The organism is Rheinheimera salexigens (assembly GCF_001752395.1).
Taxonomy (GTDB): domain Bacteria; phylum Pseudomonadota; class Gammaproteobacteria; order Enterobacterales; family Alteromonadaceae; genus Alishewanella; species Alishewanella salexigens.
This window is the reverse complement of record NZ_MKEK01000001.1, coordinates 2,759,568-2,771,817: the sequence shown is the minus strand read 5'-3', so window position 1 is coordinate 2,771,817 and position 12,250 is coordinate 2,759,568. Positions and strand designations below refer to the sequence as shown.

15 protein-coding genes are annotated in these 12,250 nt (G+C 42.3%); 12 read left to right on the top strand and 3 right to left on the bottom strand.

Annotation, left to right across the window (positions count from 1 at the left end; translation table 11 throughout):
• Positions 1-108 precede the first annotated feature (108 nt).
• Entirely contained in the window at positions 109-633 is a 525-nt protein-coding gene (locus BI198_RS12610) for an LPP20 family lipoprotein (protein WP_235605331.1), read from the top strand.
• 111 nt (positions 634-744) lie between these two features.
• Here the strand turns inward: BI198_RS12610 and flgN are convergent, their stop codons facing one another.
• From flgN to flgA, 3 genes are all read right to left on the bottom strand, one after another.
• Positions 745-1,173: a flagellar export chaperone FlgN gene (gene flgN / locus BI198_RS12605; RefSeq protein ID WP_070049871.1), complete on the bottom strand. Its 429-nt coding sequence runs from the start codon at positions 1,171-1,173 to the stop codon at positions 745-747.
• Positions 1,173-1,502, bottom strand: a complete 330-nt coding sequence (gene flgM / locus BI198_RS12600) for a flagellar biosynthesis anti-sigma factor FlgM (protein WP_070049870.1) — start codon at positions 1,500-1,502, stop codon at positions 1,173-1,175. The genes flgN and flgM overlap by 1 nt, the downstream gene beginning before the upstream one ends.
• A 109-nt stretch (positions 1,503-1,611) precedes the next feature.
• The gene (flgA, locus tag BI198_RS12595) at positions 1,612-2,322 is read right to left on the bottom strand and encodes a flagellar basal body P-ring formation chaperone FlgA (protein WP_070049869.1); all 711 of its coding nucleotides are present in this window, start codon (positions 2,320-2,322) and stop codon (positions 1,612-1,614) included.
• Positions 2,323-2,473: 151 nt separating this feature from the next.
• Here flgA and BI198_RS12590 point away from each other — a divergent pair, with 151 nt between their 5' ends.
• From BI198_RS12590 to flgJ, 11 genes are all read left to right on the top strand, one after another.
• Positions 2,474-3,403, top strand: coding sequence for a chemotaxis protein CheV (locus BI198_RS12590; RefSeq protein WP_070049868.1), 930 nt, complete (start codon positions 2,474-2,476; stop codon positions 3,401-3,403).
• A gap of 9 nt (positions 3,404-3,412) precedes the next feature.
• Positions 3,413-4,246, top strand: coding sequence for a CheR family methyltransferase (locus tag BI198_RS12585; protein ID WP_070049867.1), 834 nt, complete (start codon positions 3,413-3,415; stop codon positions 4,244-4,246).
• Between the two features lie 97 nt (positions 4,247-4,343).
• Positions 4,344-4,745 carry a flagellar basal body rod protein FlgB gene (gene flgB, locus BI198_RS12580; protein ID WP_070049866.1) on the top strand — a complete coding sequence of 134 codons (402 nt, stop codon included), beginning with the start codon at positions 4,344-4,346 and terminating at the stop codon, positions 4,743-4,745.
• A 2-nt stretch (positions 4,746-4,747) separates the two neighbouring features.
• Positions 4,748-5,170 (top strand): flagellar basal body rod protein FlgC, encoded by a 423-nt coding sequence (gene flgC, locus BI198_RS12575; protein ID WP_070049865.1) that lies wholly within the window; start codon positions 4,748-4,750, stop codon positions 5,168-5,170.
• Positions 5,171-5,180: 10 nt separating this feature from the next.
• The gene (locus BI198_RS12570) at positions 5,181-5,942 is read left to right on the top strand and encodes a flagellar hook capping FlgD N-terminal domain-containing protein (RefSeq protein WP_070049864.1); all 762 of its coding nucleotides are present in this window, start codon (positions 5,181-5,183) and stop codon (positions 5,940-5,942) included.
• 35 nt (positions 5,943-5,977) lie between these two features.
• The gene (flgE, locus tag BI198_RS12565; protein WP_070049863.1) at positions 5,978-7,345 is read left to right on the top strand and encodes a flagellar hook protein FlgE; all 1,368 of its coding nucleotides are present in this window, start codon (positions 5,978-5,980) and stop codon (positions 7,343-7,345) included.
• Positions 7,346-7,593: 248 nt separating this feature from the next.
• The gene (flgF, locus tag BI198_RS12560; RefSeq protein WP_070049862.1) at positions 7,594-8,340 is read left to right on the top strand and encodes a flagellar basal-body rod protein FlgF; all 747 of its coding nucleotides are present in this window, start codon (positions 7,594-7,596) and stop codon (positions 8,338-8,340) included.
• Between the two features lie 40 nt (positions 8,341-8,380).
• Positions 8,381-9,169 carry a flagellar basal-body rod protein FlgG gene (flgG, locus tag BI198_RS12555; protein ID WP_070049861.1) on the top strand — a complete coding sequence of 263 codons (789 nt, stop codon included), beginning with the start codon at positions 8,381-8,383 and terminating at the stop codon, positions 9,167-9,169.
• A gap of 14 nt (positions 9,170-9,183) precedes the next feature.
• The gene (gene flgH, locus BI198_RS12550) at positions 9,184-9,924 is read left to right on the top strand and encodes a flagellar basal body L-ring protein FlgH (RefSeq protein ID WP_083256614.1); all 741 of its coding nucleotides are present in this window, start codon (positions 9,184-9,186) and stop codon (positions 9,922-9,924) included.
• Between the two features lie 39 nt (positions 9,925-9,963).
• Positions 9,964-11,061, top strand: a complete 1,098-nt coding sequence (locus BI198_RS12545) for a flagellar basal body P-ring protein FlgI (protein WP_070050879.1) — start codon at positions 9,964-9,966, stop codon at positions 11,059-11,061.
• Position 11,062: 1 nt separating this feature from the next.
• Positions 11,063-12,187 (top strand): flagellar assembly peptidoglycan hydrolase FlgJ, encoded by a 1,125-nt coding sequence (flgJ, locus tag BI198_RS12540; protein ID WP_070049860.1) that lies wholly within the window; start codon positions 11,063-11,065, stop codon positions 12,185-12,187.
• Positions 12,188-12,250: the final 63 nt, after the last annotated feature.

The window sequence follows — 12,250 nt, the reverse complement described above, 5'->3', positions numbered from 1 at the left end:
TTTACAGATAAACCACTAAACTCACTAAACTCACTAAACTAATATAAAGCAATAAGCATGCCTGATATATGGCTTGGATATTGCTTATTTAAACTTAAAGACAATCGAATGAGTGAATACTGGAAAATGAAGCTGGCATTGTACAAAACAAATAACAGGCTAGGGTATAAGTTAGTAGCTAAGCTAGGCCTAGGCTTAGCCCTAACAGCTTTAGCTAGCGCTTGTACGCCATTGTATAACCGCCATATAGAATATGCCCAAGTAGTACCACAGAGCTTTCCGGTATTGCATGCGGTAGGCTATGCGCCTATTAAGTTACAAACTGGCGAAAGCGAGCAGCAACAAATGCTGCAAGCCATGACAGCTTCAAAATTAGATGCTTATCGTGAGTTAACCGAAATGGTATACGGCCAAAAAGTTGACGCCAAATCTGACGTTAAAGATATGGTGCTAACCAATAATGCGTTATCGGCATCCGTAAGTGGTGTGATTAAAGGCGCTAAAGTATTAAAAACCTATGCCGTTGATGATGTTTACATTACCGAATTAGAACTCGATTTTGAGCAGGTTTATCAGCTGTATCAAAATACTCATCCGCAGCAAAAAATTAAACGTATTCGTTATTACTATTAATAATTAATATAAGAGTTATTAAAAGCTATTAAGATTAAGGATTATTAAAATCTATTAGGATAAGAGCTGCAAACTGGAGAGGTGAGAGGCAATAGGTATGAAGGAATAGGCTTAAGCTTTAATGCCTTTGCCAATACTGTCGACAGAGGGTTTACCTTTGTTAGTATAAGTTAAGCCAGATTTACCTTGTTGCGATAATAAGGTGTTTTTAAACCGCTCTAGCGTTAACTGACTTTGATCTAACACTTGCTGATTAACGGCATTTTGTTGTTTGCACTCAGCTAACACAGTATCAATTTTAGCTACTGCATCTATAAACCAACTTAATTTTTTAATCTCAGCTAGGTTAGGTAATTGGCCAACCGCTTTATCGGTTTGCTCAACGCTAATAAGCAACTGAGTCTTTTCTTTAGTTAGCTGTTCTAAGCTGGCAATGTCGCGCTCAGACAGCGCGGCAAGTTCTTGCCGCAATAGCAAAAGCAGCGCATCTAAGTGCTGCTGTTGTTGATCTAATAGGGTAGAGGCTGTATCAGTATTCATTAACGGCCGAATAGCTCGCTTTCAAACTCGACAATACGTTTTGCCAGTTGTTCCACGTTAATTTTATATTTGCCTTCGCTAATAGCCTGTTTAATCTTATCCACTTTCTCTTGATCAATACCGCTACTATTACTGGCTTTCTCAGTCAGTCTAGTTAATTGCTGTGCTTGTGGCGTTAGCGATACAGAATCTTGCTTCTGATTTGGTGCCTGACTCGCATTTTGTTGCACAGTCGCTTGCTGACGTTGAGTTTGTTGCTCAACCTGGTCAGTTTTAACTTGAGTACTACTTGGGGTGTTGCCTTGTAAACTATTGATATTAATAGCCATGATAAAACCTCATTACCTTAATACAGATCCCTATGTACAGCTTAACGGCATAACTTAAGAAAACTTTAGTAAATAATAGTAAAAACTTTAAAAGTATTGTTTAAAAGCATTAAAATTTAATGCTTACGCTACTCACGCCCATCACTTCGGCGCGAACCGTACGTTTAGATTGGCGGTTAATTAGCTCAATAGTATCGCCTAAACTTCCGTCTTGTTGGGCAATACCCGTAGCGGCAACATTTAAGCCGTTATTGCTAATTGATATTGTAACAACATCGCCTTTACACACAAGACAAACATCCTGCAAGGTTAGCATTTGGCCCATACTTAACGAGCGTTTTGCTTTGGCGCCAATAATTTGGCGAGGCTCTGATACTAAGCTGCCACGAACAAAGCGTCGTTCACGGGTTTCTAATGCCAACATATCGGCCGTAATGTGGGCACCTGTAGCAATATTTTGTTTTAAAATCACCGCTTGCACTATTTCATCAATACGTACTGATAAATACAGCTTCCATTGCTCATCAACTGAGCACTGAATTAAAATAGTATTTTGGCGCTGGCTAATGGGTTGAGACAAACTAAATTCAACAGGTTCAGCACAGCTTTTAGCACCAATCCGGTCATCTAAAGCGGTGAGTTTAGGCATTAGCTCGCCGTTACTCAGTTGGGCTAACTCTTGTTGCAACCAAGTATCCGCAGCTTGGGTTAATTCTGCTGGTGTATATTCTATAGCTATTACATAACTTGGCAGTAACATCATCAGCATAATTAGGTATAATTGGCTTACTCTCGGTAATAAATTTTGGTACTTTTTCATATTGTTTCAGCTATGCTTTATCAATTAGTGTTATAAACTGTCGAAATTATGACGGTATAACTATTCATTGTACGTGCAGAAGCAAGAATCACGCCGATGCTAGAACAAATAAGTAAGTCAATATGTTACAAGTATTCGTTAGAGGTAGTAAATGGCAGGAGTTTTAGATTCCGTTAATCAGCGTACGCAATTAGTCGGTCAAAATAGACTTGAATTGTTGTTGTTTAAATTGGCTGGACGACAACGTTACGGGATTAACGTATTTAAAGTGCGCGAAGTTATCCAATGTCCTCCTTTAACGGCCGTGCCAAGGCGCAATAAATATGTAAAAGGTATAGCTTATATCCGTGGCCAAGCTATTTCAGTTATTGATTTAAGTTTAGCGATAGGCGGCAAACCTATCACCGATATCAGTAATAGTTTTATTGTTATTGCTGAATATAACCGCTCGGTACAAGGCTTCTTAGTTAATGGTGTTGAACGCATCATTAATATTAACTGGGAAAAAATTATGCCTCCGCCGCAAGGCGCAAGTGGTAAGCAAAGTTATTTAACTGCCGTGACTGAAGTTGATAATGATTTAATTGAGATTTTAGATGTTGAGAAAGTTTTAGAAGAAATTACGCCTTCGGCCACAACTGTTACTACAGTAATAGACACCCAGCGCATTGCAGAGGACTTAGGTGAAAGACTCATTTTAATCGCCGACGATTCAGCCGTAGCGCGTAATCAAGTAAAGCGAGCATTAGAAGGCTTAGGTGTGCAGATGCAACTAGTCAATAATGGCCGTGAAGCGCTTAACTTTTTACAACACACGGCGCAAAGTTGTAATCATTGTATCACCGAAAAAATTGGTTTAATAATTTCCGATATTGAAATGCCTGAAATGGACGGTTATACCTTAACAGCAGAAATTAAGTCTGATGCCAAATTAAAACAGTTACATGTTATTTTACATACCTCGTTAAGCGGGGTATTTAACCAGCAAATGGTGCAGAAAGTGGGTGCAGATGACTTTATTGCCAAGTTTAATCCCAACGAACTGGCAGAGTCTGTCCAGAAATGGTTGCAAATAGCGTAAGGGAAACGAGTGCCGAATAGAGAGCTGTATGACATCGAATATAAACAATTTCGCGATTTTCTAGAACTGCAATGCGGCATTGTATTAGGTGAAAATAAGCAATATTTAGTAAAAAGTCGTTTAGCGCCTTTAATGCAGCGTTTTGCGGTGGGCTCATTATCTGAATTAGTGCAAAAAACCTTAAACCCTTTAGAGCGCCAGTTAAGAATAGAAGTTATCGATGCCATGACCACCAACGAAACGTTATGGTTTCGTGATACTTATCCATTTGAATTATTAAAAAAAATGATTTTTCCAGAGCTGGAAAAAAATAGTCGTAATATCAAAATTTGGTCGGCAGCCAGTTCTAGTGGCCAAGAGCCGTATTCAATTGCCATGTCACTATTAGAATACCAGCAGTTACGGCCGTCGGCTTATAACCTAAATGCGACTATTTTAGGCACAGATATCTCAAAAACCATGCTAGAGCATTGCCAGCGTGGTGAATATGACGGTTTAGCCTTAGCACGAGGTTTATCACCGGAACGTCGTAGCCGTTTTTTTACCGATAGCGGCAAAGGGTTAATGCAATTAAAACCGGAAGTAAAAAAGAATGTTAGCTTTCGGCACTTAAATTTATTAGACAATTACAGCTTACTGGGTAAATTTGATATTATTTTTTGTCGCAATGTGCTTATTTACTTTTCCACTGATGTTAAAGCAAAAATCATAGCGAAATTGTCCCAATCCCTTAACCCACGTGGTTTTCTTATCCTTGGCGCGTCGGAATCTTTGTCCAGTATAAATAGTGAATTCGAGATGATCCGCTGTAATCCTGGCATTATTTATCGTAAAAAAACGTAATTTTTTGTTACATCCCCTCAATGATGCCTCAACTATGGCCTATAAATTGCTTCTAAATTGCTAACAGTGCAAATAGTAATTCAGAGGTGGCAAAAAAATGGCAATCAGTTTCGACAAAGCATTTGGTCTGCATCCTGAGGCGTTAATGATCCGAGATCGGCGCGCCCAGGTGCTATCCGAAAATATCGCTAACGCCGACACCCCAGGCTACAAAGCCCGAGATATAGACTTTGGCCAAGCAATGAAGTTGGCTCAAGCTCGACAATCAGGGTCAGTAGGCCGCACCCATGAAAAGCATTTTGCAATCTCCAGCCAAGTAGGTGGTGATACTTTATTCCGTAATCCCGATCAGGCTGATACCGGTGACGGCAATACGGTTGATATCCATCACGAACGTAATGCTTTTATGAAAAATAGTATGGAATATCAAGCCAGCTTAGCTTTTTTAACCGCCAGAATTAGCGGTATGAAAAAAGCCATTACCGGTGGAGGCCAATAACCATGAGCATGTACAAAATTTTTGATATCGCCGGTAGTGGTATGGCTGCGCAATCAGTACGTATGAATACGACTGCCAGTAATATTGCTAATGCTAATAGTGTCAGTAGCAGTGTTGATCAAACCTATCGCGCTAGGCACCCCATATTTGCAGCTGAATTATCAGCGGCTAAACAGATGCAAGGTGATGATGGTGCGGGCGTTAAAGTGCTAGGCATTGTTGAGTCCGATGCACCGTTAAATGTTGAATACGCACCTAATCATCCGTTAGCCGACGAGAATGGTTACATATACAAACCCAACGTAAACATTATGGAAGAGATGGCCAATATGATTTCGGCTTCACGCTCTTACGACACCAATGTGCAAACGGCCGATGCTGCAAAGCAAATGGTCATGCGCACGCTTAGATTAGGCCAAGGTTAAGGGCAAGGTTATGACTAGCAACGTTAATAATTCCAACGTTAACAACAATGCATTAGATGGCATGTACTGGGCTGATAAAAATAAGGTAGACGATAAAAATAATGGCGCCTTAACCCAGTCAGATTTCTTTGCCTTGCTAACCCAGCAATTAGCTTTTCAAGATCCAACTAAGCCAGTTGAGAATGATCAGATGATTGCGCAAATGACTAACTTCACCATGGCAGATGGTATTAGCTCATTAAATAAAAGCTTTGCCGGTTTTGCTGAAAATATGAGCTCAAACCAAGCATTACAAGCTTCATCTTTAGTGGGGCGCAGTGTACTAACCCAATCAGATGAAATTGTTTTTACCGGTGACACCTTATCGCGCGGCAACATTACGCTAGATAAACCAGCTAATAGCATGAAAATAAGCATTGAGAACGATAAAGGCGAAGTTATACAAAGCTTTAGTGTTGATAATCCTAAAGTGGGTAAAAATGAGTTTATCTGGGATGGTACCCATAATGGCACTGGCTCAGCAATGGCTTCTGCAGCGGCTGAAGGTGATGCAGGTGACGAAGAAGTTATCGACCGGGTTAAAGCCGGCGTTTACAAAGTAAAAGTCGATGTAGCTTTTGCCGATGGTTCAAATGGTAGCTTACCGATTAATGTGTATACACCTGTTGGCAGCGTGAGTATGAATGGAGGCGCTAACGGCAGCATTATGCTGAATCTATTAGGTTTAGGTGCAGTGAAATTAAGTGACGTTTTAGAAGTATCTTACGGTTAATAATACAAATGCTGACAAGCAAGTAGAGGTAGATTATGAGTTTTAATATCGCACTAAGTGGCATAGCTGCCGCACAAAAAAATTTAGACACCACAGCAAATAATATTGCTAACGTTAATACCACCGGCTTTAAAGAGTCTCGTGCCGAGTTTGCCGATGTTTACGCAACCTCTATTTTTGCCTCTGGCAAAACTAAAGTAGGTGATGGTGTATCTACATCTACCGTCGCCCAACAATTTAGCCAAGGCTCATTACAATTTACCAATAACTCGCTAGATTTAGCCATTACTGGCGAAGGCTTTTTTGCCTTAACCCCAGACAGAGCATCGCAAGATTTAACCTACACTCGCTCTGGTGCTTTTAAACTAAATCAAGATAATTTTATTGTCGATAATAACGGCAACTTCTTGCAGGGCTTTGCCGTGGATGCAGTGTCAGGTGAAAATCAATCGGTTAGTTTAAGTACTACCCAGCCGATTTCTATTCCCACTTCGGCGGGCGCACCCCGAGCAACGGCTAATATATTCTTAAGCATGAACTTAGATTCACGAGCAGTGCCAACAGGCGGCACCGTTTTTGATCCAACCGATCGGGCGACTTATAACCACTCAACCTCTGTTACCGTATACGATAGTTTAGGTGAGGCGCATACAGCGACAACTTATTTTAGAAAAATGGACCCACCAGCACCGGCCGGCGTTGCAGCACAATGGGACACCAAGTTAGTATGGGATGATAATACAGCTCATCCAACAGTTCCTGCGCCCATTGCACCTGCCACCCGTAATCCTAAATCTTGGTTTGATGGTGGTACTTTGCAGTTTGATTCAAATGGTAACTTTATTACCCCAGGAGCTCCAACACCCATTCCGACAGTTACGTTGCCAATTGCTGATTTGAATGATAATGCTAATGGTTATTTAACCAATGGCGCCCAATTTTCTGCCGATGTGGTCGTCAACTTCCGTGATGCGTCAGGGGTAAAATTACCAACCCAGTATGCATCAAATTTTGATGTCTCAAATTTAAGTCAAGACGGTACTACCGTTGGTAGCTTGACCGGTGTCGATATTGATGCCTTTGGTCGTGTTTTAGCTAGCTATAGTAATGGCGATTCATCGTATTTATCCCAAGTTTCATTAGTGCGATTTGCTAACGTGCAAGGATTAAAACAAGTAGGTAATACCTCGTGGAAACAAAGCATTAGCTCGGGTGAACCAATAGGCGGTCAAGCTAACTCTGGTACTATGGGTTCAATTAATTCATCAGCGCTGGAGCAATCTAACGTTAACTTAACCACTGAATTGGTTGACTTAATTAGCGCTCAGCGTAACTTCCAAGCTAACTCGCGTGCGCTTGAAGTTAATAGCACCTTGCAACAAACCGTATTACAAATCCGTTAATTTAGTTCGGGTTAAAAGCACCGTCTATATGGCGGTGCTTTTTTATTTATCAGCCTTTATCTCTCAGGTTCATATCCACTTTTTATCTTCCATAACAATATATCTGCTCGCTCAATATTCGTACTTAATTCATCATTAAATCTTGCGTGATTAATGCTGTTTTTAGCTATCTCTAGTAATAACTTAATTTATGGCACTGTTATTGCTTCAATTAAAGGTAGAAAGCACAACCCAAGTTGGAGTAAGCAATGGATAAACTGTTATATATCGCCATGAGCGGTGCCAAAGAAAATATGAATGGTATCGCGGTGCGGGCGAATAACCTTGCCAACGCAAGTACCGTTGGCTTTAAAGCCGACTTTGAGCAAGCTCGATCGATGCAAGCTTTTGGTGCTGGTTTACCCACTCGCGTATTTGCTTTAACCGAAAACCCCAGCCAAAACTTTGACGCTGGCGCCATTATGACGACAGATCGCGACTTAGATGTGGCTATTCAAGGTGACGGTTGGTTTAGCGTATTAGCCGCAGACGGCAAAGAAGCCTATACCCGCTCGGGCAACCTGCAAATAAGCGCCAATGGCATGCTAGAAACCGCTACTGGCGATTTAGTGATGGGCGACAATGGTCCGATCCAATTACCTTTACCTTTATCTAAAGTTGAAATTGCTTTAGATGGCACTATTAGTGCTTTACCCCAAGGTGCACCGGCCAATGCCATGGAGCAAGTCGGCCGGATTAAATTAGTCAAGCCATTAAATAGTGATGTTGTAAAAGGCAGTGATGGCTTATTTCGACGTAAAGATGGCCAGTTAGCCCAAGCCGATATCAATGTCAGCTTATTAAAAGGTGCGGTGGAGGGCAGTAACGTCAGTGCTGTCGGTGAAATGACCAGTATGATTAGTTTGCAGCGTCAATTTGAGCTGCAAGTCAAAATGATGAAAGCCGCTGAAGATATGGATCAACAGCAAAATCAATTATTAAGAATAATGGGCTAATTGCCTGCAACATTAATGAGCTAAGGCTCAGGAGGCTTATATGCATCCAGCGTTATGGATAAGTAAAACCGGTTTAGATGCTAAACAGCGTGATATTTCGGTTATCTCAAATAACTTGGCCAACGCCAGCACCGTTGGCTTTAAAAAAAGCCGAGCCATTTTTGAAGATTTACTGTACCAAAATGTTAATCAACCCGGTGGTGCGTCATCGCAAAACTCGGAATTACCTAATGGCTTAATGATTGGTGCCGGTACCAAAGTGGTAGCAACCCAGAAGAACTTTAGCCAAGGTAATATGATCACCACCGATAACAGCTTAGATATGATGGTACAAGGCCATGGTTTCTTTGAAGTGTTAATGCCCGATGGCAATATTTCCTATACCCGTAATGGTCAATTTACCGTAGATGGTGATGGCAACTTAGTCACGTCAGGTGCCGGTTATCAAGTGCAACCAAATATTGTTATTCCACCGGATGCTAAAAGCATTACTGTTTCGCAAGATGGTCAGGTATCTGTGCAGCTGTCAGGTCAAGGCGAACCTGCAGTACTGGGTCAGTTAATGGTCACCAACTTTATTAATCCGGCAGGTTTAGAGCCGATTGGCCAAAACTTATTTAGCGAAACCGGTGCCAGTGGCGATCCGGTGCAAGGTGTTCCGGGCTTAGAAGGCTTAGGCATTATTGTCCAAGGCGCGTTAGAAACATCTAACGTTAACGTAACCGAAGAATTAGTTAACTTAATTGAAAGCCAACGTGTGTATGAAATGAACTCAAAAGTCATTTCATCGGTTGACCAAATGTTAAGTTTTGCTATTCAGCAGTTATAGCAGGAGTAACCACAATGCAATTAATTAAAGGGTCGCTATTAAAGCCACTATCAAAGATAGTAACAAAGATAGTAACAAAGCCAGTGCTAACTTTAGCTTTAATGCTACCGTTAGTACTAACCGGCTGCGCATCTTTGCAAGAGCCTACGCAAGATGATCCTAACTATGCGCCGCTGGTGCCAGAGCCAGCACCACGGCCCGTAATGCAAAGTGGTTCCTTGTTTGCCCAAAATCACTCTAATAGTTTGTATTCCGATAATAAAGCCCGACATGAAGGCGATATTATTACCGTGCTGTTAGTAGAACGAACCCAAGCCAGTAAAAAAGCGAAAACCGAAACCAAAAAAGACAGTTCAACCTCGTTTGATCCTATTGTTGGCCTAAACGGTGGTCCGGTATCGGTTGGCGGCAATGTGTTGCAGTTTGGTGCTGGGGCTAAGTCAGACTATAAAGGCGACTCTAAAGCTGACCAAAGTAACAGTTTAACCGGCGATATTTCCGTTAATGTGTTGCGGGTGCAAAGTAACGGCAACTTGGTTATTCGTGGTGAAAAATGGTTAACGCTTAATACTGGTAAAGAATATATCCGCTTAACCGGCGTTATTCGAGCTGAAGATGTTGACGTTAATAACACCGTAGAATCGACCAAAATTGCCAATGCCCGCATTGAATACAGTGGCACAGGCGCACACCACGGTGGCCAGTCTCCAGGTTGGTTAAGCAGATTCTTTAGCGGTCCGCTATGGCCTTTCTAGGAGCACCGTATGAAGAGCAATAGTATTATGAGCAACAGTATGAAAAGCACCATTCAGTATTTGCTGTTAATCAGCTGCCTAATTATCGCGTTGCCAAGCAATGCGGCACGAATTAAAGATGTTGCCGATGTGCAAGGCGTTCGCTCTAACCAATTAGTCGGATATGGTTTAGTGGTAGGTTTACCCGGCACAGGTGAGCAAAGCCCGTTTACCGAGCAAAGCTTTCGCACCATGTTAAGCAACTTTGGTATTTCATTGCCATCCAATATGCGGGCGCAAATTAAAAACGTGGCCGCAGTTAGTGTTAGTGCCGAATTACCGGCCTTTGCTAAGCCCGGTCAGTCGGTAGACATAACTGTATCATCCATAGGCAGTGCTAAAAGCCTGCGCGGTGGCACGTTAATGCAAACCTTTTTAACCGGCCTAGACGGTAATGTTTATGCTGTCGCTCAAGGTAGTTTAATAGTTAGCGGGCTAGGCGCAGAGGGCTTAGATGGCTCACGTATTTTAGTCAATACGCCTACCGTGGGCCGGATCCCAAATGGCGCTATGGTTGAGCGTGAAGTCAACACACCTTTTGGCCAAGGCGACTTTATTACCCTAAATTTAAAGCGCTCAGACTTCACAACATCAAAACGCTTAGCCGATACTATTAATAACTTTATTGGTGCCGATACTGCTCACTCACTGGATGCCACTTCAGTGCAAGTGCGCGCACCACGTGATATTAATCAGCGAGTGTCGTATTTATCTACCCTAGAAAATTTAACCTTTCAGCCGGGTGATAGCTCAGCCAAAATTATTATTAACTCCCGCACCGGTACTATCGTTATTGGTAAAGATGTGCGTTTATTCCCAGCCGCTATTACTCATGGTGGCTTAACCGTTACCATTGCCGAAAACCCACGAGTGGTGCAACCAGCACCGTTCAGTGATGGTGTAACCGCGGTTGAAGAAAGCTCCATTATTGATGTTACGCGGGATCAGTCACGGATGTTTAAGTTCGACCCAGGCGTCACTTTAGACGACTTAGTGCGGACAGTGAATGCAGTAGGGGCAGCGCCAGGTGATTTAATGGCGATATTAGAAGCATTAAAAGAAGCCGGTGCCATTCACGGCGAATTAGTGGTGATATAACATGAGCCAGTCGCCTAATAATGTGTCTTATCATGATTTAACCAGCCTGCAAAATATTCGCAGCAAGGCGAAAAGTGATCAACCAGGTGCATTGCGTCAGGCGGCTGAGCAATTTGAAGCTATTTTTGTCAGCATGCTACTTACCAGTATGCGTAAAGCCGGAGCGGCCTTTGAAGCAGATGGCATGATGAATAGCGAAACTACCAAGTTTTATCGCGATATGCACGATAGCCAATTAGCCACCGACCTAGCTAAAAATGGCAGTTTAGGTTTAGCCGATTTAATGGTGCAGCAGCTTAGTCCTACTGCACATAAAAAGAGTACACCAGGTCAACCCATGCTACTGCCAACAGATCAAGCCATGGCATTACCTAGCCAGCGCCAAGCGGTTAACCATGTTCTGCCGGCAAGAGCTGCAATGCAAACAGCCGCCATGCCAATAACAACTTCAGCAACAACAGCTATGCCAACGGCAGCATTTATAAAAGCTAGCCAGCTGAAAAGTCTAGATGAAGCAAAAGCAGTAGCGGAGCAGGGTAAAGCAGAACAAATACAGGCTACTAAATCTGTTTCAACAGAGTCTAAATGGCAAATAGAAAGCCCAGCCGACTTTGTAAAAGCTTTATTGCCAGCGGCTAAACAAACCGCAAAAATGCTCGGTTTAGATCCTATGGCATTAATTGCCCAAGCGGCATTAGAAACCGGCTGGGGCCAACGGATGATTAAAGGCGCTAACGGCGAGCAAAGCTTTAACTTTTTTGGTATTAAAGCCAATAATGGCTGGCAGGGCAAAACCGCAGTGGTCAATACCTTAGAATATCGCCAAGGCGTAGCGCAAAAAGAACAAGCCGCCTTTAGGTCATACAGCTCTCCTGAGCAAAGCTTACAAGATTACAGCCAATTTATTCAAAATAATCCGCGCTATCAACACGCGGTTAAAGTAACCCAAGACACCGAGCAATATTTTACTCAGTTACAAGCGGCTGGTTATGCAACTGACCCAGCATACGCTAAAAAAATTATGGCGGTTTATCAAAGCCCTGCCATTGAACAGGTGCGAAACCAACTGATTCAAGAGCAGCTTGCTGAAAATAACACTCAAGAAATGATGCCAGATGCCGATTAGCTATATGCAGAACTATACGAATAGCTATGCGAGTTATTATAACAGCTGCGCAATAACCCTTAA

Coding starts and splice junctions, on each gene's coding strand:
- flgC (WP_070049865.1), top strand. CDS start 4,748: ATGAGCATGTACAAAATTTTTGATATCGCCGGTAGTGGTATGGCTGCG.
- flgA (WP_070049869.1), bottom strand. CDS start 2,322: ATGAAAAAGTACCAAAATTTATTACCGAGAGTAAGCCAATTATACCTA.
- BI198_RS12610 (WP_235605331.1), top strand. CDS start 109: ATGAGTGAATACTGGAAAATGAAGCTGGCATTGTACAAAACAAATAAC.
- BI198_RS12545 (WP_070050879.1), top strand. CDS start 9,964: ATGAAAAGCACCATTCAGTATTTGCTGTTAATCAGCTGCCTAATTATC.
- flgB (WP_070049866.1), top strand. CDS start 4,344: ATGGCAATCAGTTTCGACAAAGCATTTGGTCTGCATCCTGAGGCGTTA.
- flgJ (WP_070049860.1), top strand. CDS start 11,063: ATGAGCCAGTCGCCTAATAATGTGTCTTATCATGATTTAACCAGCCTG.
- flgG (WP_070049861.1), top strand. CDS start 8,381: ATGCATCCAGCGTTATGGATAAGTAAAACCGGTTTAGATGCTAAACAG.
- BI198_RS12590 (WP_070049868.1), top strand. CDS start 2,474: ATGGCAGGAGTTTTAGATTCCGTTAATCAGCGTACGCAATTAGTCGGT.
- BI198_RS12570 (WP_070049864.1), top strand. CDS start 5,181: ATGACTAGCAACGTTAATAATTCCAACGTTAACAACAATGCATTAGAT.
- flgM (WP_070049870.1), bottom strand. CDS start 1,502: ATGGCTATTAATATCAATAGTTTACAAGGCAACACCCCAAGTAGTACT.
- flgH (WP_083256614.1), top strand. CDS start 9,184: ATGCAATTAATTAAAGGGTCGCTATTAAAGCCACTATCAAAGATAGTA.
- flgF (WP_070049862.1), top strand. CDS start 7,594: ATGGATAAACTGTTATATATCGCCATGAGCGGTGCCAAAGAAAATATG.
- flgN (WP_070049871.1), bottom strand. CDS start 1,173: ATGAATACTGATACAGCCTCTACCCTATTAGATCAACAACAGCAGCAC.
- flgE (WP_070049863.1), top strand. CDS start 5,978: ATGAGTTTTAATATCGCACTAAGTGGCATAGCTGCCGCACAAAAAAAT.